The organism is Oceaniferula flava, from assembly GCF_016811075.1.
Classification (GTDB): domain Bacteria; phylum Verrucomicrobiota; class Verrucomicrobiia; order Verrucomicrobiales; family Akkermansiaceae; genus Oceaniferula; species Oceaniferula flava.
Genome location: NZ_JAFBGL010000002.1, coordinates 1 through 25,411, shown reverse-complemented (window position 1 = coordinate 25,411; position 25,411 = coordinate 1). Strand labels below are relative to the sequence as shown.

16 protein-coding genes, 1 tRNA gene and 1 pseudogene are annotated in these 25,411 nt (G+C 55.8%); 6 read left to right on the top strand and 12 right to left on the bottom strand.

From position 1 onward, the window contains the following. Nucleotides 1–179: 179 nt before the first annotated feature. Together JO972_RS03190 and JO972_RS03185 are read left to right on the top strand one after the other, a co-directional pair. A complete protein-coding gene (locus JO972_RS03190) occupies nt 180–3,482 on the top strand; it encodes a sialate O-acetylesterase (protein ID WP_309488556.1) in 3,303 nt (1,100 codons plus the stop codon). A 55-nt stretch (nt 3,483–3,537) separates the two neighbouring features. Beyond that, nucleotides 3,538–5,124, top strand: a complete 1,587-nt coding sequence (locus JO972_RS03185; protein ID WP_309488555.1) for a Na+/H+ antiporter NhaC family protein — start codon at nt 3,538–3,540, stop codon at nt 5,122–5,124. On the opposite strand, the gene JO972_RS03180 is transcribed toward JO972_RS03185, so the two are convergent. From JO972_RS03180 to JO972_RS03170, 3 genes are all read right to left on the bottom strand, one after another. Next, nucleotides 5,047–6,363 carry an MFS transporter gene (locus JO972_RS03180; protein ID WP_309488554.1) on the bottom strand — a complete coding sequence of 439 codons (1,317 nt, stop codon included), beginning with the start codon at nt 6,361–6,363 and terminating at the stop codon, nt 5,047–5,049. The two genes, JO972_RS03185 and JO972_RS03180, sit on opposite strands and share 78 nt — an antisense overlap. A 70-nt stretch (nt 6,364–6,433) precedes the next feature. Beyond that, on the bottom strand, nt 6,434–7,405 hold the full coding sequence (locus tag JO972_RS03175) for a YihY/virulence factor BrkB family protein (protein WP_309488553.1): 972 nt from the start codon (nt 7,403–7,405) through the stop codon (nt 6,434–6,436). A 92-nt stretch (nt 7,406–7,497) separates the two neighbouring features. Next, nucleotides 7,498–8,145 carry a DUF2959 domain-containing protein gene (locus JO972_RS03170; RefSeq protein ID WP_309488552.1) on the bottom strand — a complete coding sequence of 216 codons (648 nt, stop codon included), beginning with the start codon at nt 8,143–8,145 and terminating at the stop codon, nt 7,498–7,500. 148 nt (nt 8,146–8,293) lie between these two features. On the opposite strand from JO972_RS03170, the gene JO972_RS03165 reads away from it, so the two are divergent. Together JO972_RS03165 and JO972_RS03160 are read left to right on the top strand one after the other, a co-directional pair. Next, complete coding sequence (locus JO972_RS03165; protein WP_309488551.1) at nt 8,294–10,375, top strand: sensor histidine kinase; 2,082 nt, start codon at nt 8,294–8,296, stop codon at nt 10,373–10,375. Further along, complete coding sequence (locus JO972_RS03160; RefSeq protein WP_309488550.1) at nt 10,368–11,033, top strand: response regulator; 666 nt, start codon at nt 10,368–10,370, stop codon at nt 11,031–11,033. Before JO972_RS03165 ends, JO972_RS03160 begins: the two co-directional genes overlap by 8 nt. A gap of 80 nt (nt 11,034–11,113) precedes the next feature. On the opposite strand, the gene JO972_RS03155 is transcribed toward JO972_RS03160, so the two are convergent. Further along, complete coding sequence (locus JO972_RS03155) at nt 11,114–11,908, bottom strand: PEP-CTERM sorting domain-containing protein (RefSeq protein WP_309488549.1); 795 nt, start codon at nt 11,906–11,908, stop codon at nt 11,114–11,116. Nucleotides 11,909–12,282: 374 nt separating this feature from the next. Between JO972_RS03155 and JO972_RS03150 the strand changes: the two genes are divergently transcribed. Together JO972_RS03150 and JO972_RS03145 are read left to right on the top strand one after the other, a co-directional pair. Next, nucleotides 12,283–15,867 (top strand): hypothetical protein, encoded by a 3,585-nt coding sequence (locus JO972_RS03150; protein ID WP_309488548.1) that lies wholly within the window; start codon nt 12,283–12,285, stop codon nt 15,865–15,867. A gap of 52 nt (nt 15,868–15,919) precedes the next feature. Further along, nucleotides 15,920–16,654: a hypothetical protein gene (locus JO972_RS03145; RefSeq protein WP_309488547.1), complete on the top strand. Its 735-nt coding sequence runs from the start codon at nt 15,920–15,922 to the stop codon at nt 16,652–16,654. Nucleotides 16,655–16,729: 75 nt separating this feature from the next. Here the strand turns inward: JO972_RS03145 and JO972_RS03140 are convergent, their stop codons facing one another. From JO972_RS03140 to JO972_RS03105, 8 genes and pseudogenes are all read right to left on the bottom strand, one after another. Beyond that, complete coding sequence (locus JO972_RS03140) at nt 16,730–17,530, bottom strand: glycosyl hydrolase (RefSeq protein WP_309488546.1); 801 nt, start codon at nt 17,528–17,530, stop codon at nt 16,730–16,732. Nucleotides 17,531–17,582: 52 nt separating this feature from the next. Continuing rightward, nucleotides 17,583–19,616, bottom strand: a complete 2,034-nt coding sequence (locus tag JO972_RS03135; protein WP_309488545.1) for a serine/threonine-protein kinase — start codon at nt 19,614–19,616, stop codon at nt 17,583–17,585. Beyond that, nucleotides 19,616–20,275, bottom strand: a complete 660-nt coding sequence (locus JO972_RS03130; RefSeq protein WP_309488544.1) for an RNA polymerase sigma factor — start codon at nt 20,273–20,275, stop codon at nt 19,616–19,618. The genes JO972_RS03135 and JO972_RS03130 overlap by 1 nt, the downstream gene beginning before the upstream one ends. 96 nt (nt 20,276–20,371) lie before the next feature. Beyond that, complete coding sequence (locus JO972_RS03125; RefSeq protein WP_425498275.1) at nt 20,372–20,974, bottom strand: DUF1287 domain-containing protein; 603 nt, start codon at nt 20,972–20,974, stop codon at nt 20,372–20,374. A gap of 532 nt (nt 20,975–21,506) precedes the next feature. Beyond that, nucleotides 21,507–21,592 (bottom strand) — tRNA-Tyr (locus JO972_RS03120). A gap of 519 nt (nt 21,593–22,111) precedes the next feature. After that, nucleotides 22,112–23,578: a sugar transferase gene (locus JO972_RS03115; RefSeq protein WP_309488542.1), complete on the bottom strand. Its 1,467-nt coding sequence runs from the start codon at nt 23,576–23,578 to the stop codon at nt 22,112–22,114. A gap of 215 nt (nt 23,579–23,793) precedes the next feature. Beyond that, entirely contained in the window at nt 23,794–24,585 is a 792-nt protein-coding gene (locus JO972_RS03110) for a glycosyltransferase family 2 protein (protein WP_309488541.1), read from the bottom strand. A gap of 343 nt (nt 24,586–24,928) precedes the next feature. Next, nucleotides 24,929–25,411, bottom strand: a pseudogene (locus JO972_RS03105) (adenylyltransferase/cytidyltransferase family protein); the annotation flags it as partial.

The following is a 25,411-nucleotide window of genomic DNA, read 5'->3' as shown; positions in this document are numbered from 1 at the left end:
CAGATCTTGCAAACACAAGAGCACACACACAACACTAACGGCTGGTCTGCTTCGTGCGGCCAGCCGTTTTTTTAGCCTCTATCTTGGTTCACTTCGTGCTAGCGTCCTTGCACACACAATTTCATATGAGACAACTTTTTGCCTGTTCCCTTAGCCTCGCTTTCTTCGCGAGCCACGCCTTGGCCCAATCCGTTTCCAGCTCCTCCGCTGCCCCGACCACTGACATCATCGCATCGATCTCCGGTGGCAGCACCGAAAGCACGATCTTCTCCGAGGCAGCAAACTCGAACCACGCCCGTGGCCAGTTGTTCTCGCTACCCAACGGCAGCGGCAGCGCTTATCAGATCGATGCCATCACGGTGAAGAAAAGCGGCACCCAGGCGTTCAGTAACGACACACTCACGCTTCGCATTTTCCGAGGCAGTCAGGCACAGTGGGACAACGGAACGGGCCACACAACCAGCATTGATGGAGATGACTACTACGTCGGCACCACAGCTACCCCGCTGCGCAGTGAAACATTCACCCTGAACGCCTCTATTTCCGATAACCATTACGTCACCTTCACCCTCGCTACCCCTCTGGTCGTCAGCGAGGGCAGCGACTTTGGCTTTTTCATGACCTACGACCAAGGTGGCAGCACTCAAGATCGATTCCGCTACCGTGAAGGCAACAGTGGTGGTCGAACATCCATCACCACCAGCAGTCACAGCACCTCAGCCCGAAACTTCGTTTACTTCGTCAAAGGCAGCCCGATCACCCCGACAGGAACGGTCACAGCCTCGTCCAGCGCTCCGAGCACCGGTGTCATCGCCTCCTCGGCGACTGGCAGCACCGACACCTCACTCTACGATGAAGACGCAGATGCCAATCACGCGCGCGGCCAGCTGTTCGCCCTAGCTGACGGCAGCGGCACCGCCTACGAGATTTCCAGTATCACGGTGAAAAAAAGCAGCACTCAAAGCTTCTCCAATGATCTGCTCACCCTGCGCCTGTTCGAGGGCAGCGAGGCGGACTGGGATAGCGGCAGCGGCCACTCCACGGCCACCGATGGCGACGACTACTATGTCGACACCGCCGTCGACCCGGTGCACAGCGAAACCTTCACTCTCAACGGCAGCTACAGCGATGGCGACTACATCACCTTCCAACTCAGCAGCCCGGTCACGGTCAAAGAAAATACCGATTTCGGCTTTCTTATGACCTACGAACAAGTGGGCGGCAGTCAAAACCGATTCCGCCACTATGAAGACACCAGCGGCGGCGGACGTATTTCCGTTACCACCAGCAGTCACGCCATATCCTCGTCACGCAGGGTCGTTCATTACGTGCAAGGCTCCCCGGCAGGTGATGTTAACCCGACTCTCGTCCTCGCCTCCCCCTTTCAAGACCGAATGGTGCTGCAACGCGGCAAAGCGGTGAAGGTGTGGGGCACGGCCGACCCGAATGCCAGCGTCTCCGCCAGCATCAATGGCTCAACGGTCGATGGCACCGCCGATGCCACGGGAAACTGGCAGCTCAGCCTGCCCTCCCAGACTGCCGGCGGACCTTACAGTCTCGTGGTCACCAGCGGTAGCACCACTCGAACTATCAACGATGTTCTAATCGGCGATGTCTGGTTCTGCTTCGGCCAGTCAAACATGGTCTACACCCTGAACCAGATGAACTCATGGGCCGATGCCTACACGACGGCGATCGCAGCCAACGACAACATCCGCTGCCTGAAAATCGATCAAGACGGGTCACTCACCGAAGAGGAAAGCGCTGGCATGAGCTGGCTGGCCAACTCGTCCGCCGGCACATGGACCGCCGTGGGCTCGATCTTCGCGCACGATCTGCACGCAGCCACCAATGTGCCTGTCGCCATCATCTGGGCCGCTTGGGGCAGTAGCTCGATCGAGGGATGGCTGCCGCAAGAACTCACTGGTGAGCTTCCCCACTTTGACGACATGATGCAGCTCTATCAGAGCATCAGCGAGTATCGCAGCGGCGACACCGTCGCGGACCGGGCGGAAAACCTGGGCTACTCGTCCAACGTCGACGCCATCAGCGGCATCATCGCCAACGGCTGGTCATCGGGGAACAATGACGCTGATATTTTCATGCGCACGCGCCCCAATATTCTCTACAACAAAATGGTTCACCCGGTGCGAAATTACGGCATCTCTGGCTTCATCTGGTATCAAGGTGAAGCCAATACCGGCGCTCCGGATTATTCCCTCTACAGTTTTGCTCTGCCTAAATTGGTCAGAGAATACCGTGAACGCTTCGGCCAGGGAGACATCCCCTTTTTAGGCGTGCAGCTCCCCTCATACAACGGAACCTACTGGCCATGGTTCCGGGAATCCCAAGACCAGCTTCTAACGCTGAATAACAGCTATGTTGCGGTGAATATCGATACGGGGATCTCTGGAAACATTCACCCTACTGATACCAGTAAGGAAAAAACAGGCGGCCGCCTCGCCCTGTTGGCACGCAAATACGCCCTGGGCGAATCCATCGTCGCCGAGAGCCCACGCTTCGAGGCCATCGCAATCACTGGAAATCAGGTGACCATCAGCTTCAGCCATGCCGACGGCTTGACCACCGACAACGGCCTTGCCCCCGCGGAGTTCGAGATCGCCGGTTCGGACCAGGTGTTTCACGCCGCGACCACTTCTTCGATCAGTGGCAGCGACGTCATTCTCAGCTCCACCAATGTCGCATCGCCCGTGGCCGTGCGCTACGCCTGGAGCCCGGCACCGGTCAATGATGTCAACCTCTACAATGGCGCCGGTTTACCTGCCGCCCCCTTCCGCACCGATTCCTGGCCGTTGCCCGGCATCGGTGCCAAGACACCTCTGAGCGTGGACGACGCATACGAGCTCGCCATGAACACCACCCTGAATGTTGCCGCAGGTGGCGTGCTGGAAAATGATATCGATCTCAATCACGACCCCCTGACCGCCACCCTGGTCAGTGACGTCAGTCACGGCACACTTGCCCTGCAAGCGGACGGTTCGTTCAGCTACACCCCGCACAGCGGCTTCGCTGGCACCGATAGCTTCACCTACCAGTGTTCCAACGGAGGACTGACCTCGGAGACCGCTACGGTCACCCTCAGCGTGACTGGCGTCCAGACAAGCTACTACGGCTGGCGGAGCGGCATCGCCTGGGGAAGTGGCGACGACCCCAGCATCGCCGGCGACCCGGACCACGACGGCATTGAAAACTTCCTCGAGTTCGCCCTCGGTCTCGACCCTCTGGTGGCCAATGCCAGTGGCCTCCCCACCCTCGCCCCCAGCGGCAGTGATTACCTCTACGATTTCAACAACGCTCAAGAAGGAGTGCTCTATCAGGTGCTGATCTCCACCGACATGACAAGTTGGAGCGACCCCGCTTTTGCCGAACTCACCAGCAGTGATTCCACCCCGGTTGCCATCCCTGCAAGCATGGCTGCTGAGGGAAAAATGTTTGTCCGCCTGAAAGTCAGCGAGGAATGATCGGGCCGCGCTTCTTGGTTTGCGCTCTGGCTTACGGCGGTGCAATATCGGGGCCGTGAACCATGTCCGCCGCTCCGGAGTCGCCCTACTGGCCTCCATCCTTCTTGTTAGCTCGCTGATCTCTGCCTTTGCCAGTGGGTCGGCTCTTGCCTTTGTCTGGCCGGCCGTGGTGGCGCTGGCGACTATTCTTCTGCTGCGACAAGCGGTGCTGGGGCTGGTGGCTGGTAGCTTCGCCGGCTGTGTGCTGCTCACCGACGGTCACTGGGGAAATGCAACCCTAGCCCTGGTGCAAGACCACTTTTTCCCATCAATGCAAGGCCCTTGGCGAGTGGGTGCCATTCTGTTCACTCTGATCCTTGGAGCCTTCACGGTGGTGATCGAACGGGGCGGCGGGTTTGAATCGGTGGCGAACAAACTGCTGGGGAAACATGCGGCCGATCCGCGCCGCCGACTCGAAACCGCCACCGGCTTGTTAGGCGTGCTCTGCTTCTTCGATGGCCTGGCCAACAGCCTTCTGTTAGGACGGATCACCCGCCCCTTGGCCGACCGCATCGGTGTCGCTCGCGCGAAGATGGCTTACTTGGTGGACAGCACCAGCAGCTCAATTGCCTGCATCGCCTTCATCTCCACCTGGATCGCCACCCAGCTGAGTCTGATCCAGCAATCCATCGATGGCCGAGGCATCTCCGAGTCCGCCTACGCGCTCTTTTTCCAATCGATCCCGCAGAATTTCTACTGCCTCTTCACCCTCATCCTCGCCGCCCTCGTCGTCTGGCGGCGCTGGGATTTCGGCCCGATGAAAAAGGCCAAGTCCACTCCGCACGAAACAAGCAGTGAGGTGGCCGACAGCACATCCTCCATCTGGATTGCCCTCGCTCCCATCATCATTCTTTCCATCAGCATCGTCTCCCTATTTTACCTTTGGGAAACCCGACCTCTCTGGCCCGTCACCAGCGACAAGCTCTCCACCGCCTTCAGCGGCAATGCCGGTCCCTACGCGCTCACCCTGGGCAGCGTGATCGGTCTGTTAGCCGCTTGTTTTTTCTTCCCGCGGAAACGGCAACCCGAACTGGCCACCGCCGTCAGCGAGGGCGCGGCCAGCATGTTAGGGCCGCTGCTTATTCTGGTGAGCGCCTGGACCTTTGGCTCGATCCTCGGTGAGCTCGGCACCGCAAAGTGGCTGGCCAGTTCGATGAGCGGAGCTTTTCCGGTCGATTATTTCCCCGCCGCCATCTTCATCACCGGAGCGGCGATCAGTTTTCTCACCGGCAGTTCCTGGGGCACCATGGCGTTGCTGATGCCGCTGGCCCTACCCGCGTATCTCGACCTCGCACCCGACCAGCCGGTGCTGCTTTCCGCGGTCATCGGCGCGGTCTTCAGTGGTGCGGTCTTTGGCGATCACTGCAGCCCCTTCAGCGATACCACCATCGTCTCAGCCTTCGCCTGCGGCATCACTGCGCAGGAGCACGTGGTCACTCAGCTGCCTTACGCCCTGCTTGCGGCGGCGGTGGCTTTGGGCGTTGGGTTCTGTGGTTTGGCGCTGGGACTGCCCGCTTGGTTATTGTTAGGCATCGGCACCCTGCTGCTGGGCGGACTTGCGAGCGCCGCGACTCGCCACAAACCAAAGCCCGATTCCGACTAGCAGAACTAGAGGCAGCATCTTAATCGCCTCGCCAAAATCGACGTGATTCAATCGCAACGCAAACACTCCGGAGAAGAGACCATAGCCGATGTTCAGGGTGAGATTGTTGACACTGAGAATCGACGCCCGTTGCTCCGAGGGCGTGTCCCGGTTGATGTAGCGGCTCATTAGAAAGCCCACGTGAATCAGGGTCAGCATGATCACAAAGGTAGCGGCAATACCTCCCCCATTCTGCAGCCATGAAACTCCAGCCAGACCAGCGACTCCGATACCTCCGGCAATCAGCATATTCACCCGCGGCGCGAACTTGCGCACCAGCGGTTTGACATAAAACGGAACCACCACGCCGGCCAGCGACATGCCTGCACCGATGATGCCAAAGCTGTATTCCGGAAGCTCGATCCAACGGAAATACTCACTCTGCAGGGTGACAAAAGTGCGGGTGATGGCATCGATCAGCACCGCGGCCACGATCAAGGCGGCAATCCATTTGGTCTTCAGCACCCAGCCGGCAGCAGCCAGCATGCCGCGCCCGACATCCACCACCGAAGTCCGTTGACCCGCTTGTTTTTTGGAAATCCCGAGGTCGGTCAGGCGGAAGGCGAGCAGCACGCAAACACAGGCGGAAACAAAACAAAGAATCACCGGCAGCTTCAGACTGATGGTGCGGGGGAAGTCTCCGAAGATGGCAATCATCCCTTCATGGTCGAAGACAAAACCTCCCACCAGCATTGCCAAAACCCCACCGAGCGATCGCCAGCGCATCACGGCCACCAAGGTGTCGTCCCACCGGTGCTCGATCTTGCCCGCATCGTCTGTGAGTAGCTTGAGCGAATCATAAGCCAGTGCCTCGTCCGCGCCACTGGCCGCCGCCTCCGCCAGTCCACTGAGCACTCGGTTCACCGCGCAGATGGCAAAGAGCCCCCAGCCGCCGTGCTGCGGAGCCACAATCAGCAGCAGCATTTCCACCGCCATGCTCAGCGCGGAGAAGATCACCAGCTTGCGCCGACCCACCAGGTCCGCCAGCACACCAGACGGCACTTCGAAAATCACAATCGTCAGGGCCCAGATCGCGTTCAGCCAGAGGAACTGCGCCATGGTTAGGCCGAGGTCGGTGAAAAACACCGCGAACACCGGGTAGTAAAAGCGCGCGTTAAAGAAGGCGCGGAACCAGACAAAAAGCCGCAGGTTTCTTTCTAGTAATTCCTGATTCGGAGTGGATGCATGAGAACCTGCCATGCCCACAGCCCTGCCAGAATCTGGCGCGATGCCAAACCATTTCATTTCCCGACACGGGAAAAACGCCCTCCTAGCTCGACGTCTGCTTCATCGGGCCACCCGGTTCATCATCGGGCACCACCTGAGTTTCCAGCAGTCGAGCCGTTTCAAGTCGGGCTTCTTCCAGCTCTCTCTCAATCCGTCGTTCCTCGGTCCGCCTACTGCGCGCCAGCTCGGCCGCGAGTTCTGCACCGTAGAGGAAAGTCTGCATCGCAAAATAAATCCAAAACAGCACCAGCACGAGGGTCAGGGCACTGCCGTAAAAGCTTCCCACATCGGTGTGTTGCAGGAACTGGGCGAGGCCGACTTTTAGCCCGACCAGCAGCACGCCACTGGCACAGCCTCCGATCAGCGCTTCCTTGAACTTGGGAGGTCGCACCGGAAGCAGTCGCATCGCCACAGCCGCTAAAAAGGCAAGGCCAGCAAAGGAAATTACCGGCGACACCGCCGAGGCAATTCGCAGCAGCAAGGGCGAGTCATTGAGCGAGTTCACCAGCACCCCCATCATGGTCTCGAACACCACCGCCGAAGCAATAAAGATGCCCAAAGCCACTAACATAATCAGCGCAATCAACCGCCCCGCAAGCCCTGAAAGCGCAGCCTTGCGCCCCTTTCTGCGAGGTGAGCCAAAGACCTTTCCCAAAGATTTTCGCAGCTCGGCAATCACCTTGGTGGCGGCGAAGAAGAGCAGCAGACCACCCACCACCGGCGAGATCGCGGAGCCCGCCCACTGGATGTCGGTTTTCAGGATCTGGGCGAAGTAGCCGTGCACCGTGGCGCCGGCCACCTTGTCCGCCTCGGTCAGTAAGATCCGGGTAGCCGTTTGTTCATCGACGAAGATCGAGGCGATCGACACCCCGACTAACAAAATCGGAACCAGCGAGATCAGTGAGTAAAATGCCAAGGCCGCGGCTTCATCTGCATGTTTCCGCCGCCACCACTTCACCGCGGCCACATACAGCAACCGCGCCCAAAGAGTGACAAACTGTTGGAACTTCTCCATTGGCACTTCCAACCCTAACCGATGTCCGACAAATTGCCAGACTGGATGAAGTCGGCGAGACTTTGGTTCGCGGCAGTGAGAAAAAATCCCCCTTACGGCTGCTCGAGCTGCTTGATGAAGGTATCGGCCTCAGCGATGGCAGCCTCCATTTCACGGATCAATCGATCCACTTCGATGCGGGTGGTTTTCACCTGACCCTCGAGCGAGGCAATAGCGCGGGCGTTGAGGTTGTGTTTCAGGAAGAGGTTATGATCGCGGAACTTGCGCAGCACCGGGTCCAGCGATTTTTCCGCACGGCGCATGGCGGCCATGAGGCGGGTGTAGCGCTCTTGGGCGGCCTTGAGCTGTCGGCTAGACTCGGCCTTAAACTCGACATTTTCATACTGCTTGATCTCCTTCTTCCACTCCTTGAAGAGCGCCTTGGAAACGTTCTCCACATCGTCGTGGCGTGCCTTCACCTCGGCGGCTTGCTTTTCGGCCGACAGATACGCCTTGTTCACGCGGCGGTATTGCTTTTCCAGATTTCCACCTTTGAACCCCGTCACTGCCGAGAACTCATCGAGGGCGGAGTTGAACACCTCCTTCGCCTTCTGCTCGCTGCTGCGGGCTTTTTTCACCCGGGTAATCATGATGTCTCGCTTGTGGAAACCCACTTTTTCCATCGCTCCGTAATAAACTCCGGAACAGGACGATAAGAGAAGGACGCAGGGAATGATCGAGCTGAGTAAGATGAGGCGCATGATGCACATAGGATTCCGACTCATCAGCCCTGAGTCAATGCTTTCCCTTCTGACCCCGGGCATCACATTTTCGAGGAAGGCTGATTGATGGTTGTCTTGTCGTATTTGAAACACCAAGATTGAGACTTCCGCTACCTTCGTGGTCCGTATGTCTACCCGCCTTGCCCTTTTCCTACTCACCCTTGCCACGTTCACGGCTGGGGCTCAGAGCTTGCGCTTGGAAAGAGAGTCGTTCCCGCACAGCCCCGAGGACATTGAACATCATGCCGATCGATACACTGAACCAAGTCTGATCCCTGCGAAAAGTGTCGCGGCCCTGAAGCAGCAAGCTAGCTGGCTACGCCGAGAGCTCAGCAGGTTTCCTCCATCGGAAACACAAACCTCTCCGCCACGCGAGACGTTTGGCTACCTCAGTGCACGTCATCCGGTTTCCATTCCAGATGCGGATTTTGAAGAGTGGATCAAGCTTCAGCTTCATACAGATTTGTCGCTTAGCATTGAAGCCATCGCTCTGGTCCCAGCCTGCTACCCGGCATTTTCGCTCAAGCATCATTACGGCTTCCCCCGGCGTTTTAAAATCGAGGTGTTTAGTGCGGAAGCACCCGAGCAGGCGGTCACAGTGGTCGACTGGACTCAGCAGGATTTTCCAGACCCCGGACTGTCACCAGTGATATTCACCATGCCGGCAATGAAGGTGCAAAACATCATCCTCACGGTAACGCGGGGAGCGCTCGATGGGGAGACGCAGTTTTTTGCTCTCGACGAGCTGATGGTCTTCCGCGCCGGAAATAACATCGGACTCCCATCCAAACATAGCCTGACCGCATCAAGCTCTACCGAGCTCGATACCTTTTGGAGTTTAAACTATTTAGTCGATCGCAAACAGCACCTCGGCAAGTTCCAGCATGCCGCTCAGCAAACACCCGATTTTATCCGCTATTTCCCCAAAAACAGCGAGATCACAGAGCCACCTGAAATCTTGATCGATCTGGGACAAAGCGAAAGCCTGGGGCGGGTCGAGCTCTACGCCGCAACGCTGCCCGAGCTCCCGATCCCAGCCTTGGCGATGCCCACGACCTACCGGATCGATCTCCTCAATCACCTCGGTGAGGGTGGCTTGATCAAGTCCACCACCATCCAAGCGCCATTGATCCAAAAGATGCGCTGGCATCCGCTCTATTCGCACAACGCCCGTTACCTCCGAATCACCACCACCGAACTCCCGCAATATCGTGGTCGCCCGATCCTGGCCCTCGGTGAAATTCGAGTTCTTGGTGACGAAGGCCCCAACCGCGTCAACCTGGCCAAGGGGAAGAGCATCAAACTTACACACGCGCCGAGCAACAGCCTTGGATCCGATCCGCGCCTGCTTGTAGACGGTCTGACCAATGGCCGAGAAATTGTGCCGGAAAAGCAATACATCGAACAGCTGGCAAAGCGGCAATTAGTCGAGAATGCCATGGCGAATGTTGAGAAAAGCCTGGTCGTTGCCCAAATCACACGCACCCAGCGCTATTGGACGCTCGGTATCACCGCGGCCACTATCATTCTCTTTGCCATTCTCCTCTGGATCATTCACCTCAGATCCTCGAAAAATCGCGCAGTCCGTGAGGTTCAGAAGCAGATCTCAGCCGATCTGCACGATGACATCAGCGGCAACCTTGGCACCATTTCCATGATCACCAGCCGCCTGCAGAATCAGGCTGACCCCGATTTAACCGAAGAGAAATTACGCGAAATCAGACATCTCGCTCAGGAGAGCTTTGTTTCGCTCAAAGAAATCATCTGGCACACCGAAACCGGAGTGATCCGCATTTCAGACCTACTGGAACAAATCAAGCGCACCTCCCAGAGCATCCTCTCTGAGTGCCGCGTCAGTTATGACTTTCCCAGCGAATATGAGAACTCCATCGTGCCGGTAGCCACCCGCAGGAATATTACCCTGCTGGTTAAGGAAACCCTCTATAATTGCTCGAAATACGCCAAAGCCACCACCATGGTCATCCGCGCTGAAATCATCGACAGCCAGCTGCAAATTTCCATGCGTGACGATGGCTGCGGCTTTGATCCCCACTGCGAAACCTCGGCCAATAGCGGCTCAGGGCGCGGCTTGTCGAACATGGAACAACGAGCTAAGCTTCTAGGAGCCGAGTTAATCGTCCAATCTGCCCCGAACGAGGGAACTTGCGTGATACTCAGCACGCCCATCCACCATTCGTCTCATGCCTAACACCTACCGAGATACTCCCGCTCCTGTCGCCCTCTGGCTGATCGAGGACAATGCTGCCTTCCGCTCGAACCTGGCGGAAATGCTGAACTCGACCGATCACATCGAGTGCTCACGTGATTTTTCATCCTGTGAAGAAGCTCTGGAATCGCTGCCACAGTGCGAGGAAAAACCTCAAGCTATGTTGATCGATATCTCCCTCCCGGGCATGAGTGGCATCGAAGGCCTGAAACATATTCTGGATATCGCACCCGAAATTAAATGTATTGTGCTCACCGGCTCGGACAAGCAACAGGATGTCTTCGATGCCATCTGCGCCGGCGCCGACGGCTATTTGCTCAAGAACACCAGCATGGATCAGATTGTGCACAGTATTCAAGACGTCATGGAAGGTGGGGCCTCACTGGACCCGCAGGTCGCATCCATCGTCCTCAACGCCTTCCCCAAAACCAACGCTCTTCCGAAGGAACACGACCTTACCGAGAGGGAAATCGAAGTGCTCAAACACCTCGCCGACGGCTTAATTATCAAGGAAATCTCGGACCTGCTCCAGCTTTCCCCACACACCGTAAAATTCCACGTCGCCAACACCTACAAAAAACTCAACGTCCAGTCCCAGGCCGGAGCTGTGGCCAAGGGAATTCGCAAGGGCATCATCTGATCGCACCCCACCAGGTCAAATTACAGGGCCCCAAAAAAGGCCGCTCCCGAAGGAACGGCCTTGATTGAAATAAGGAACGTCTACTTGCGACGTCTAAGGATCAAAGCCAGTCCACCAAGTCCGAGAAGGGCGGCGGAAGATGGTTCAGGGATAGGATCACCATTAACGGAAATGCTGCCGATACGAGTAGCTGCTTGGAATCCATTGGAGAATTCCTCTTCTGTGAATGCTAATCGAACTTCTACTGTATCAGCCGCGTCGATAAATAATGTGTCAGTGAACACATTGGTGCGTGGAGCATTGTTAAGTAACGAGAAATCACTTCCAAACTGATTGAATGTCCCCCCATTCACACTGACAAACGCCCCGGCGGTTTGGGCTCCATGTCTTCCAGTTCCATTGTTGGGATCCGAAATTGCTGAAAGTTCAGTCAGGTTGAATGCTTGTGCTGCTGTAAACGTGAAGAAAATAAAGTTCCCTCCAGCAAGTGAATCAGCAGTTGTACCAGTTAGGCCCCCATTCGGATTTATTTCAAAAGTGACATCAGAGAATGTCAATCCTCCTTGCGCACCTACCGTTGTCGTATTGGTCTGGGTGGGAGTCCCGCCATTGACGGTAGTGGCGTCAGGTGGGGTTGCTCCAGGGTAGGAAGCCACCGAACCCACACCTTGAACCGAAGTTCCATCATTTCCGATGTGGCTTAACGGCGAGCTGATGAAGGCTGCATCAACGTTATAAGTTACTAAGTGGCCTACACCACTATTGTTTTGAGGAGGGTTTGAGCCACTATCATACTGAAGTAGCAATGCCGCCTGAGACGATGCTGATATCGCTACTGAAAGCAGGCTGACGCTTAATAATGTGTGTGTTTTCATAAGTTATGATGTGGATGAATGTCTTTTCTACTCGATGGTACAAATCAAACAATTGTGTGATTATTAAAAACTAGCAGCAAATCCTCATTTCGGCTACCTAGCCAATGAGCTAGTTTACTAGATGCCATGAAATCAATTAGCGCATTTCACTGAGGACCTGTTTTACCCGCGCTGAACTCATCTGATTGAGCTCAAATCATTGATTTGACTCACTTCAGACCGCTCTAAATGCAGTTCAGAGTATAAACTTAATGAAAAACATTCATTTCCGTGTAAAGATGTTAGCGATCGGCGTGTTTATGAATATACTGAGAATATACATCTGTGATTTCTCATCTTTTTTTCATCAGTCAAATCGACCCCATCACATCATTATGAAGATTCGTCTCCACAACGCACCCACCCAGGCCAGAGGTTTTGCCCTGATTGCCACCATCTCCGTGATGGTCTTGCTCACCCTCATCGCCTTGGCGATGCTCAGCCTTAGCACCTTGGAAATCCGTGCCGGTCGTCATGCCGATGCCCAGGCGGAAGCCCAGGCGAATGCCCGCATGGCCTTACAAATCGCCCTCGGCCAGCTGCAGAGCACTCTCGGCCCTGACGCCCGCGCCACCGCCAACGCTTCCATTCTTGATACCGATCCCAGCAGCAGCGAGATCAATGGCGTGCTGCACCCGCATTGGCTGGGTGTCTACCCCACGGTCAACCCAAACAGCCCGGATGACAGCTTGATCGATCCACGCTCACTGCGTGACTGGAGTTTGGAAAACATGGAATGGTTGGTTTCCAATGCCGATAACACAACCGCCCTGGACCCCACAGCGAATATCAATGGCGACGTGGTCACCCTCGGTCAGTTTATCAAAGACGCCTCCGTGGTCATCCCTCAAGACGCCGATAGCCTCGCAGCCACTCAGCTGACCAAGGCTCAAGCCGGCTTGGTGAAGGTGGAGGATAACTCCGGCCGCTACGCTTGGTGGATCGGTGATGAAAGCATGAAGGCCCGCGTGAACACCCTGGCTTCCATCGATGGCTCGGATGTGCTCGCCGGCAGCTCGGTGGACGCTGATGACCAGCGCCAAAGCAGCTACCAAGTAACCCAAAGCACCAACTTTTCCAGCCAACTTCCCACGTATAAGGAAACCCCTGAGAAGCTTTTCAAGCTGGTGACTCATAACCAGCTCGAGCGCCTCGGTGATGAGGCCTCCGACTCTTCATGGAAAAGCTGGAGCCGCCTGAATCAGGACAAGTTCACCCCCTACTCCCTCTCGCTGCCGGTGGATGTGGTTAATGGTAAACTGAAGCAGGATCTCACCGCCTACCTGAAGGGTTCCTACACCGGTCACGATAAAAAATCGATGATCGACAGCCGCTTCTCGATCAGCGCCGATCGCACTCCAACCTTCGACCTCCTCAAGCAGTGGGCCAATCTGGTCGATGACCCGACCGAACCCCAAGACGTGGTCGCCGCAAACTACGATTCCTCGAATCCATCCCACGGCCTATACCCCGTGATCACCCAGGGAGCCGTTGCCATGCAGCACTCTTATGAAATCACCGGAACCAAGACCTTCAATCCGGTCACCATGATTATGCCTCAGTTCCAGCTGTGGAACCCACACAACGTGCCACTCAAGGCCCAGGACTACATCGTTCAAATTGGCTACCAGTTCCGCTGGTGGATGCAAACCGGCCTTCGTAACACCGATAAAGCGACGTATAACACCAACCCAGTTTGGCATTCGTGGGAGCAAAACAACGGCCACACCCCGCTGCCTCCACACAAACCGGCAGACAACGAGGACATCGACTACCAGGACAACAAACGCTTCTTCACCTTTGTCATTAAAAACCAGGCATTCGAGCCCGGCGAATCGCTGCTTTTCCACGCCAAACCGCCTTCGTCCGGATCGATCTCCGGCGTGCCTTACAACATCAACTCAAATGCCGATACCGACATCCTGAAAAACTACTCCAACGACGCCGACCTCAACCTGCTGGTCAACGAAGGCAACTTGGACGAATTTTTCTACCTCGTCAGCCCATCGGTAGGCACCCTCGACGCCAGCTCGAACGCAAACTTGACCTCCAAGTTGAAAACCGAGCCCAATTTCCGCTCGGACAAAACCGGCTCCGGTGCAAGCGATGATGAAGATCTCGACATGCACCTCAACCTCTACTCGGTGGAAAACGGAAACCCGACGCTGCTGCACGCGATCAAAAAACCGCAGCGCAATGAACGCTTCGGAAACTGGCAGCGCTCCACCTATCCTCTGAGCAGCTACCTCGATGGATCCCGTCTCGCCTCAGACACCTACGACTACAAGAGCGCACTGATCAACTTCGGCTCCTCGATGCTGGTGAGTAATTTCGATATCTTCGTCGGTGGTTCCAACATGAACAAACCGCCCAAAGCCGGTCAGCCGCACTCCATGCTCAGCTACTGGAACGTCCGAAATCAGCAGAGCTTTTCCGGCTCGGACAATTGGCCAAGCGGCTCTGTCGAAGCCACTGAGTGGAAAAATGCCTTCTCATTCCGCTCCGTAAATACCTTCAAAGCAACTTGGGAATCCACCGATAACTTGTATGGCAATCTCTCCACCGATCGCCTCGGTGGCTGGCACCGCTCACAGGTGCCCAACATGGCATACCCCTTCTTTGATTACCCCACCGGAGACTACGGCCCGCTTTCCCTGGGGAGCTTCCAGCACGCCGATCTCTCGGTTTACTCCTGGCAGCCTACCTACGCCTTCGGCAACGCCCAGGCACCGCCACGTTTCGATCGCTCCGAGTTCAAGTCCAGCTCGCAGCAGGATCTCTACGACATTTCCTACCTGCTCAATGCTTCCACCTGGGACAGCTACTACCTCAGCACCATTCCTCAGAGCGGCGAAACTCTTGAGCCCGGCATGCGCCTGCCAAATAGCCGTCAATACCTCACCAGCATCGGCAACGATGGTGAATTCGATAGTTCCATCCTCACCAATGCCGATGGTTTCGACCTCTCCGCTTCCAGTGTGATGGTGCACGGTGGCTTCAACGTCAACTCCACCTCGGTGACCGCCTGGAAGGCCTTCCTCTCAGGCGCACTGGGACAAAGCGTGGAAACGCTGCACAGCTCGACCGATAGTAACACCGCCGACGCCGCCGCCATGGGCCGCTTTCTCGCCCCACTGGTGGAAGAGCCTAACGATGTTCCAGAAGACCGCAGCGCCAACACGGACTTCTCCGAGGTGAACAGCTGGGCTGCGACCCGCACCTTGAACAGCACGGAAATCGACACTCTGGCGAACCGCATTGTCGAGGAGGTGAAGCTCCGTGGCCCGTTCCTTTCCTTGGGTGACTTTGTCAATCGTCGCCTCGAGCCCGACAGCGATGTCACCGGCGATGAGCGGGTCTACCAGGAAGTGCTCGGCACCCTGCAAGCTGCCATCAACAAGGCCACCACAGAAGACCAACAGATCAACTATCACTACTACGCCGCCGAATCCAGCTCCGGCACGAAGATGACGATCAAGCCCAGCCAAGACTGGAGCGGTAGCAGCATGAACTTCAGCGTCTCATCCGATGCTCAGGAAGCCATGTTCGGTGCTCCAAAATCTGTGATCGATAGCGACGGAGGACTGATCCACAGCTACGCACCCAACTTCATCTCGCAAGCCGACGTGCTCAGCAAGATCGGCCCAAGCATCACCGTGCGTGGCGATACCTTTGTGATCCGCGCCTACGGCGACTCGATCGATCCCACCACCGGCGAGGTGCAAGCCAGAGCATGGTGTGAAGCGGTGGTGCAGCGCAGCGCCAAACCTGTCGGTTGGGACGGCAGCAACTCGAAGCTCGTCCAGCCACAAGCGCTGAATGAGACGGGCTTTGGTCGCCGTTTTAATGTCATGAGTTTCCGTTGGCTCAATGAGAAAGATGTGATGCCATTCGGTGACGATGACTCCATCGTCAACTAAGCTGCTAATGGCTACCCTTCACCATTGATCAACCACCTCACCCAGACTTCTTATGATTTCCCGCATTCTCATCCCGCTGTTGGCGCTCTGCTTCGCCAGCTCCGCAGCTATTGCCCAAGACAAAATAACAGATCCCAACCAGCTGCCACCTCTGCCAACACCACAGGCTGAAGATCTCGTCTGCAAGTGTGTCACCACCTTCCAGCTGAAAAAGGACGATGTCTTCTTCCTCAAGGTTGGTGAGAATTATTATCAGATCGAGCTCTACGGTGAAACCGTCTCGCAGCCTCTCCCCGTCCGCGGCGCGAGAACCTTCACGCTCTACAAGCAGGTCACGGACGAGGAAGGAAAGGTCACCTACAAGCCAGCCGTCCAGCAGGCATTGTCCGGCACCGGTAAATCTCATCTCGTGATCTTGAAACGCAAGGATGCCAAATCCCCAATCACCAGCGCCGGACTGAACCTGAGCAGCTCGTCGATGCCAGCGAACAACATCTACTTCTACAACGAGAGCACCGCCCCACTCGGGCTGCAGGTCAATACCACCAAGACCGTGGTCCAGCCGTTCAGCAAGTTCACCTACCCTTTCGTCAACACCACACGGAATACCTACACCTCTGCGAAGGTGATCATGCGCTATAAGGGGGAAAATAAAATCATGTCGAGCAAGCGCCTCCGCCTCGTGCCCGGCCGCCGGATCATTCTGATTGCCTTCCCCAGTGTTGCCCGCGCCAAGCTGGGATCCACTCCCCTGCGCATGCTTGCGATCCAGGACATGCCGAAGTAAGTGCGGGAGTCGCACGTGAGGCTGCCCCCACCGCTCCGATTCGCCTATTTGCCAGACGTCGAAAATGCGAGCCCCTTAGATCGCCTGAAGTGCCAGACCGATCTCAGAGAGTGAGCCGTCGGCCTTCCAGATCGACCCCGGCTGGCCCTTCGGCTTGTTGAAGTAGGCGTAGCGCTCTACCCGACGGTGTCGCTCGAGCACCCTGAAGGCTTTGATGGCGAAGTCCGCCATCTCCTTGTGGCTACCACTCCAGCCGTTGAACTCGGTCAGCCAGATCGGTAGACGATACTTTTTGTAAAGGTCATCCAGCCACTGGTCGAATCGTTTGACGTCCGTGCCGCTATACCAATGGATCGCGAGGAAATCGACTTTCATCTTCTTCCGCTTCGCCCCTTTCATGAAGGCCTCCAACCATTGATTGCCACCCTGGTCATTGGAGACTGCCGGGCTGCCGAGACGAAGATTTTTTTCAATCGCCAGCTGCTCCAGCTTCGGCCAGTGCTTGAGCCCCTCTTCCACGCTCAGGTCGCCCTGTTTTTTGCGTTCCGGCTCGTTGTATCCTAACAAGTGAGTGATGTTTTCCTGCGCCCGGATGACGTCGAAGGTTTGCTTCCCCAGATTCTTCCTACCCTTGATCATCGGCACGAACTCAGGTCCCCCGGCTCCGCCTGAGCGGCCGCTCCGTGTCCAGTTGTAATACCAGTGAGGCAGCACTTGGCGATGGGCCGTGGCATTGCCGCCACTCCATCCTTTTTTCACCGATGGCTCATCGCGGCTCAAGCCGGTGGCCAGCTGCGGTGCCGCACAGCCTGAGGCCATCAGGCTGGCAGTTTTCAGAAATTGGCGGCGTGTTTTCTGTGAGGATGCGTGAATCATAAGACAGCTAAGATTAGCATTAAGCAGGCACTCGGAGCAGATCAGAACTGTGTCATTCCTCCCTAGTGTCATGCACTCTAACGGTGACATGAGCCGGCAGTTGATCCAGCTGTAACCGACCAAATTGTCCGGGGCGCACGATCAGCACCCGCAGCGATTTCATCGTGGCCAAGGGCGCCAAGTTCTTTGCTGGCATCTTGCTGATGTCCAGCACCTCGACCCCTAAGCCGCGCAGCTGTCGGTAGTCATGCAGCATCGGCGTGGCGAGCTCTAGCGAGCGTATAGGCAGCAGGCGCAGCACACTGCGTGCGTTCTTACTCGGATTCGTAGCCGATACCCGAGGCCGGAAAAGCGTGGTGAGCATATTCCCACTCAGTTTTAAATGACGCTGCCTGGCATCGTATTCGAATCTTGTGCTCAGCCACTTTGGGTTCGAGAGCTGAAGAAAGGCACGGATGATCCTTGTTCGCTCCTCCAGCGACGACCGCTTGAGGCTATCGTAGGTCACCATTTTCTCAATCAGCGGTGCCCGGTTCCGCCCTTTGAATTCCATGATTTTCCCCATCAGTCGAATGAAGGCCTCTGGCGGCAGGAGTCCATCTTCTTTCCGGACGAGTGGTGCAAACTCGGGGATGACATCACGCAGCTCTTGCTGGTCTCCCGTGCGCATCTTGTAGTAAATTTCCGCTTCGACAAACCGCTGGGTCAGGAAATACAGATAGGCTTTTAACGTCCAGGCTCGGTTGCTTTTTTCTTGGGAAACCTTCAGCCGCTCGTCGAGCTTATCCATCGCTCTCTGGATCGCCACTTCACCGATGCCTTCGTGCATGATGACATCCTCCATCAGCATCAGCGTGCCATCAAGGGTGTCGGCATCTTGGCTTTCTAACAAGGCCGCCGAGTATTCCTTTTCCTTGAGGTATTTGTTCAATGCCTGCTCAGCGCGGTCGCGCTCCTGTTCAGCCGTTGTCAGAGCGAGCGCTGTGGTGTCCAGCGCCTGGGCTGTGTTGTCGTAGCTGTCCTTGAGCTTCTGGGTGAAGAAAAATGCCACACCTAACAAGAAAATGGTGAATAGCAGCGTGATGGTGCTGGTGAGCTTATGCCGACGGTAAAACAGCCGCATCTCCCGCAGAAACCCGGCCTTTTCCGCCCCCACACTGAAGCCCATCAGGTGCCGGTTGACATCGGAGTGCATCATGTCGACCGAGAGATAGCGATCGTAGGGGCTCTCCGCGCAGGCTTTGTCCACGATCGCACTGATCGCCTTGGAACTAGCCGGCTTCGAGCTGCGGGCGTCCGGCGGCAGCAGCGTCACCAGCTCGTAGAGCATGCAGCCAAGCGCGTAGATGTCTGTCTGCGCGGACTTGGCCACCCGCGCACTCTCCTGCTCAGGTGCCATGTAGCCGGGAGTGCCTTTCACCGCGGGCTCTAACTGATCACCGTAGAGATCCGGATCTAACAATGCCTCGGCCGATTGCCGCTCGCTGTCACCCCGAACGATTTCCCCCATCCCCCAGTCGCAGACCTGCACTTCACCGAATGTGCCAATCTGGATGTTCTCCGGTTTCAGATCGAGGTGAAGAACATGCCGCGAGTGCGCGTAGGCCATGGCTTCGCAGATCTTGAGGAAGATCGAGAGTCGTTGGGAAACCGGGTAGCGATCGAGCTCTTTGTCCGCCCGTAGCTGACTGAGGATCTTGCGCAACGACAGTCCACGCTTGAACTCCATGGTGAAAAACGGACGCCCTTCGGCATCGATCCCCATGTCGAACAGTTTGATGATATTCGGGTGCTCCAGCCGTGCCGTGATGTGGGCTTCACGCAGGAAAGCATCGTAGCGCTCGGGAGCGAAATCGTTACGCGGTAGTGCAAGCGCCACCTCACGTTCGGTCTGCCGATCGTAAACCCGCAGCACCTGCTTCATCCCGCCCTGACCGATGAGTTCTTCGTTCTCGTAGCGGTTCTCAATTTTTTCCAACGCATGGTAAAGCGGGCATAGCGCCTCGGTCGCCCCCTCCGTCAGGTCGCCGGTGAGTTCATCCGCTTCGTCATAGAGACTGCGGTAGATGGATAAGCTATCAGACATCAGGCAGCGGGCACATGGCCAAACGATTCGAGATCATTTTTCAACTTCTGGATTTCCTTCAACAGCACCGCCTTCACCCGATGTTTGAGAATGTAAACGGTGTTCACCTTGATCCCCAACTCGGCGGAGATATCTTCCACAGATTTTCCAGCCAGTGAGAGGCGAAACACCTCCACCGCGTTGCCGGAAAAGACCGCAGTGGCTCGCTCCATCGCCAGGTCCACGACGTATTCCTGCCATTCCTGCTCCACCCGCTGATCCAGCTCCGGATCATCGCTGAGTTCCAGCGCCACTTCCTTGTGCTCGTCGTCCAGACTGGGACCGCTCGGTTTCCGCTGGTTCGAACGGATCTGGTTGATTGCCGTGTTCTTGATCAGACGGGCAAACCAGGTGCGGAATTTCGCCCGGTCCGGATCGCGATCGTAGGACTGCAGACCTTTCCACAGTGCCAGCGATACCTGCTGGCGGGCATCGTCGAGGTCCGCGCCACGAAAACCCATCGATTGCAGAACTTTGGCAATGAATGGGCTGTAGAACTTCAGTAGCTCCTCCCACGCCAAGTGGTCGCTACCGTCGCTGGCACGCTGTAGCAAACTGACCCGAGTACGCAGCGCATCCACCGAGTGAAGGGTCGATTGAGCAGCAGGTTCCGAATGCATATTAGAATGAGCCTAGTTCAGCTTGCTAATATTCCTAGCTAGAATCCTGAGAATGTGGAGCGTTCTTTTCGCTGCTTAATCGTAACATCCCCCCAGCTAGTTCACCCGATAATGCCCAGTCAGAGGAAACTCGAACAGCCGAGCCTCCTCACGCGCGCCTCCACCGATGTTATGGATCACCATTGGCACGCCGTCTGCATCGCTGACGTCACTAACAATCATGATATGTGGCAAGCGACCCGCTACCGTGCAGGTCACCAGATCGCCCGGTAAGTAGTCGGCCTTGTCCTTGCTCACCGGCAACGACCAGCCCTGGCGCTTGAAGTAGGTTTGCAAATTCGGCACCCGTCGGTGGTCGATGTTTTTGTCCGTCCGCTTCAGCCCCCAAATCTTCGGATACTTGGAAAAATGCGCCCGCATATCTTCGTGCACCCGCTGCTGCAGGTCGATCTTGCGTGCCTTGCGCAGCGCTCGGATCACCACATCGGTGCAAACTCCTTTGCTGATATCGATGTCGCCCATGGGATAAGCCAAACCGACGTAGGCCGGGTCATAGCTCGTGGTCTTGCCAATCTGGCTCCGCGCCGCATTCACAATGTCACTCACCCCCGATGGAGCCGACACGACCGACTCCTCCTGCCCACAACCGGAAGTAACCAGCAGGCAACAACACAATACCCAAGCAATCAATCCACGCATAAGTGATTCATACGCCACAAACACAATCAACATTTCACCCACCCGTAGCAAAGGGTTTGCACCCTTCGTCCTCTCACACCCCCATCACCCTCTCCCTCCGAAGCGTGCAAACGCCTCGCTACAAAAAAAGACCCGAAGCATTCGCTCCGGGTCTTTTAGGAAAATGGTGGGCAGGGCTGGATTGCCCTCGCCCGCTCAGGCTGTGCACATATCCTCGTTTCCTCCTCAGGAAACAAGCCCCCCCTAAAAGCGTGACACACGCCACTTCGTCGTGCGCTCGAACTACGTTCTCATCCAGCTCCAAAACATTTCACCCCAGCTCTAGTCAAAGAACTGGGGTGAGTAAAATGGTGGGCAGGGCTGGATTGATTCCGTTCCTCTCCATCTGTGCAATCATCTCCAATGCTCCTCCGCATTGAAACACCCTGAAAGCGTGACACACGCTACTTCGTCGTGCGCTCGAACCAAGGTTCTCATCCAGCTCTGCCCACAAAAAAAGACCCGAAGCATTCGCTCCGGGTCTTTATAAAAATGGTGGGCAGGGCTGGATTCGAACCAGCGTACTCATACGAGAGCAGATTTACAGTCTGCCGCCTTTAACCACTCGGCCACCTACCCATAATAATTGGATGTTTTTACCGCCTGCTGGTTAGTTCAGGAGGTGCCCCTTGGCAGGGCGGGGAGTTCTTACTTGTGAGGGGCATCACTGACAAGGGAAAAATGCTGCTTTTTCTCAGATCGGCAGATTTCCCTCATGTTTCTCCCCCAAATATGAGGAAGATTTAAGTGTTGAGTTTTGAATTCCAAGAGGCGGTAGGGAGGATTGCGTGCCCTGCCGAAGCTATGGCGAAGAAGGGGCCCCAATCCTCCGTTGGGAAACTCACTCTTTGCGATCGCTTTCTATCGCTCCTCCAGAGCTGGGGGCGCGAAGCATTAAGTGCTAAGTCTCAAATTCCAAGAGACAAAATTCGCCCAATTCGCAATATTTGCCTAGGGGCTATCTCCGCTGCGCTCCGGTTGCGGTCAAAAAAATCACTGAATCCTGAATCAGGGCGGCGGCGGACGGCGAGGAGCGGCGGATTGAGGCCAATCCGCCCTACCGTGTGGGCACGCAATCCTCCCTACCTTGACTCCCCACTACTGCCCCCGACCAAAGAGGACCATATACACGGTTTTCACCACGATGACCGCGTCGAGGATCATCGAGTGTTTGCGCACGTAGTAGAGGTCGTAGTTGAGTTTTTCCACGGTATCCTCGTCGTTGGCACCGTAGGAGTAGTTCACCTGGGCCCAGCCGGTGATGCCGGGTTTGACGGCGTGGCGGAAGTGGTAGTAGGGGAATCTTTGCTCGTAACCCTTGACCAGGTCCACCCACTCGGCGCGCGGACCGATCAGGCTGAGATCGCCTTTGAGCACGTTCCAGAATTGCGGCAGCTCGTCGATCCGGGTCTTGCGTAGGAAACCTCCGATCTTGGTCACGCGAGGGTCGTTTTTCTGCGTATACATCGATCCCGCTTCTTCCTCTGTGCGCACCGTCATACTACGGAACTTGTAGATATCGAAGGGCTCTTCACGGCGCCCGACCCGTTGCTGTTTGAAAATGATCGGTCCCGGACTGGTCAGCTTCACCAGGATCCCGACGACGATAAACACGGGAGCAAAAACAATCAGTCCGGTCAGCCCCACCATGATGTCACCAAAGCGTTTGATCCGCTCGTAGGTCTTATTGCGGTTGCAAAGGAACCCTTCTTCCAGCGCCCAGCTCATAGAAACTTTGCCAGGAGGCATGATTTTCATCTGCCCCATGAGATATGATTCATAAGAGCACACTTTGTGCCCAGAGAACTGAGCCACGGCGAGTCGTTTTTGGAAATCGGACGGAAGCTCTTCCAAAGGACAGGTCAGCACGTAGTTTTCGACATATTTACCACGCATGGACGACCGCAAACGGACCTCCCCTAGCGGCTCAATCATCGGCGAGCTGTCATCGCGGTTACAAAGTCGCTGCCCTTCCCGGTCGCCATGAGGGTCAAAAGTCATGACTTCACAGGTGGAATTACTGGCTTTCAATCGACGGTAAAGGTCCCGAGCCGACCACCCTGTTCCGATGATGCAGAGTGCGTTGCCTTTGCGGAAATGGTTTTTCACCTTACCCAGCCCCATTCGATAAAGAATCGAGCAGACAGGAAAAGCCACCATCGTAAGCGCCACCACACTACGCCCTGAGTTCATCTGGTAACCATAGGTGACGAAGGAATAGATGATGAAGAACACTCCAATGAAGGAAGCGATGGAAACAATAATGTGCTCGGAAACGAAGCGCACGCTCGTGGTGTTCGTCTTGTAGCTATAGCCGCCCACCATTGCGACCCCCAGCATGCTAATAGCTCCACATACCAGGAGCACTTTTCGGCTCATCGCATGCAGAAGTTCAGTGTCGTAGCGAAGCCAGCAGGCTAAACCGAAGATGGCTGAGATCAGCATCAGATCGGCTAAGACCATCATCACGGGATAGATATCGGCCATCAGACTACGACGGCGGTGTTTTTTCACCACTGCGGCATCATCGACATGACCATCGGCGAATACTGAGCCGATCGTCATCTCACTAGCAGGTAATACATTAACAGGTTCAGGGTCTACATGATCGATTCCAGATTCACGGTAATAAGGGGAAGGCATAGTTTTTACTCGGTAGAGAATTTATAGCGTTGTTGTTTAGGTTAGATACAGAAAGACTCCCATATCTAACAAAGTGTTTTGAAAAATACCACCAATGCGACATGCGCCGGTGTTATTTTATATAATCTCTAGATCTCTCAGGCTTTTGCCGCCGAGGGAATAAACTGCTTGAGCTTACGAAGGTTTTTCCACACTAGTGTGTGGGCATGACCGATGCGGTTGCAGCGGATAGCGTGCCAATCTTCGAGAGATTTTGTGAGTATATGTTTGAGACTACGGTTGCTGACACCGCCCACCCTCATCTTCACCAAGACCTCAGGATGATAGACGGGAGCAATGTCTAGTTTAGATAAAACTCTCATCATGAAGTCATAGTCAGCCGCGCAACTGAAGCCGGTGTTGAAGTATTCACCATTGTCCATTTTTGCTTGCTGATAGACGGAGCGTTTCAGGTAGAGTGAGGGGTGCGGAGGCATCCATCCCCACTTTAGATTTTTCCTGTCGTATTCACCTGAGACCCAATGACGGATGACCTTAAAGTCATCTTCAGATGATTCCTTCTGGGCAACGTATTGCAGATCGCCATACACCGCATCGGCACCGCTTTCCTCGAACTTAGCCGCAATGTTTTTCAAGACATCCGGATGCGCAAGAAAGTCGTCGGCATGAACAAATCCGATCACGTCCCCTGTGGCCATCGCCACGCCTTTGTTGAGGGCATCGTAAAGCCCGTCGTCAGGTTCAGAAACAAAGCGTATCTTAGGCAAGGTATCAGCCAACGTCGCCAACATTTCTACCGTGCCATCAGTGGAACCACCGTCCACCACGAGGTATTCCACACCATCATAGGATTGACCTAACACAGACTCCAAAGCAGAGCGCAACACAGGCCCAGGATTATAACAAATGGTGATGATGGAAAATTTCATGTGTTGATGGGAAATGGGAAGCTGGGATTGGGAAATGGGGGTTTGTGCTGCTGGGGAGACGGTGGATTTAAACTTCAAGTTTCAAACTCGAAATACCAATAAAACAAAAATCCGCAATCGGTAGGGCTGATTGCGTGCCCTGCGTAGCTTGGCGAAGAAGGGGCTCACGCCGCCGTTTCACGGTAGGGCAGATTGCGTGTCCTGCGTAGCACGACGAAGAAGGGGCCTCAATCCGCCGCTTCCCGCCGCCCCAGCGGTACTGATTCAGTATTCAGTTTATCAGTTGGCAGTGAGAGGAAGTTTGGTGGTTTTCAGTAGGCAGTAGGCAAGGAGCCAGCCCTCCTTAAACACAGTAGGGTTCGACAGCTTTCAGATCGGACGTAATTTCAAGTGCTTCCTGGCGGGCAGATTCTGATTCGAAGAGGTAGAGCGCGTAGCCTCCGTGGCCACCACCACTGTATTTCCTAGCAATGCTACCGGCAATTTCCGGCAGGGGTTCCATGCCTTCCTCGAGCTGCACTCCGTGGTAAACTTGGATGCCCTCGGCGAGCTTGTGAATGTCTTCGTTGAGGACACCCTCGCGTGCGAGGTGGCCGGAACGCTCGATGGTGGCGTAGTCGCGGTCGTCGTCGGCGAAGCTTGGGGTATCGTGTTCGCCCTGGGTCCAGAGGATGGCCATCTTGCCCGTGAGCATGTCGCCATTGCGTTTGAAATCGAGCACCGGCCGCTGGCCGCTGCGCCAGACACAAAGACCGGTTTCGCGGATCACGGCGGGGTCTTGCCAGCCGACGCCGAGGTCGAGTTCGGAGTCGACGCCGTCCTCACC

Bases quoted from the DNA above. Each gene is read 5' to 3' on its own strand.
- JO972_RS03180 (WP_309488554.1), bottom strand. From the start codon at position 6,363: ATGGCAGGTTCTCATGCATCCACTCCGAATCAGGAATTACTAGAAAGA.
- JO972_RS03175 (WP_309488553.1), bottom strand. From the start codon at position 7,405: ATGGAGAAGTTCCAACAGTTTGTCACTCTTTGGGCGCGGTTGCTGTAT.
- JO972_RS03170 (WP_309488552.1), bottom strand. From the start codon at position 8,145: ATGCGCCTCATCTTACTCAGCTCGATCATTCCCTGCGTCCTTCTCTTA.
- JO972_RS03165 (WP_309488551.1), top strand. From the start codon at position 8,294: ATGTCTACCCGCCTTGCCCTTTTCCTACTCACCCTTGCCACGTTCACG.
- JO972_RS03160 (WP_309488550.1), top strand. From the start codon at position 10,368: ATGCCTAACACCTACCGAGATACTCCCGCTCCTGTCGCCCTCTGGCTG.
- JO972_RS03155 (WP_309488549.1), bottom strand. From the start codon at position 11,908: ATGAAAACACACACATTATTAAGCGTCAGCCTGCTTTCAGTAGCGATA.
- JO972_RS03150 (WP_309488548.1), top strand. From the start codon at position 12,283: ATGAAGATTCGTCTCCACAACGCACCCACCCAGGCCAGAGGTTTTGCC.
- JO972_RS03145 (WP_309488547.1), top strand. From the start codon at position 15,920: ATGATTTCCCGCATTCTCATCCCGCTGTTGGCGCTCTGCTTCGCCAGC.
- JO972_RS03140 (WP_309488546.1), bottom strand. From the start codon at position 17,530: ATGATTCACGCATCCTCACAGAAAACACGCCGCCAATTTCTGAAAACT.
- JO972_RS03135 (WP_309488545.1), bottom strand. From the start codon at position 19,616: ATGTCTGATAGCTTATCCATCTACCGCAGTCTCTATGACGAAGCGGAT.
- JO972_RS03130 (WP_309488544.1), bottom strand. From the start codon at position 20,275: ATGCATTCGGAACCTGCTGCTCAATCGACCCTTCACTCGGTGGATGCG.
- JO972_RS03125 (WP_425498275.1), bottom strand. From the start codon at position 20,974: ATGCGTGGATTGATTGCTTGGGTATTGTGTTGTTGCCTGCTGGTTACT.
- JO972_RS03115 (WP_309488542.1), bottom strand. From the start codon at position 23,578: ATGACGATCGGCTCAGTATTCGCCGATGGTCATGTCGATGATGCCGCA.
- JO972_RS03110 (WP_309488541.1), bottom strand. From the start codon at position 24,585: ATGAAATTTTCCATCATCACCATTTGTTATAATCCTGGGCCTGTGTTG.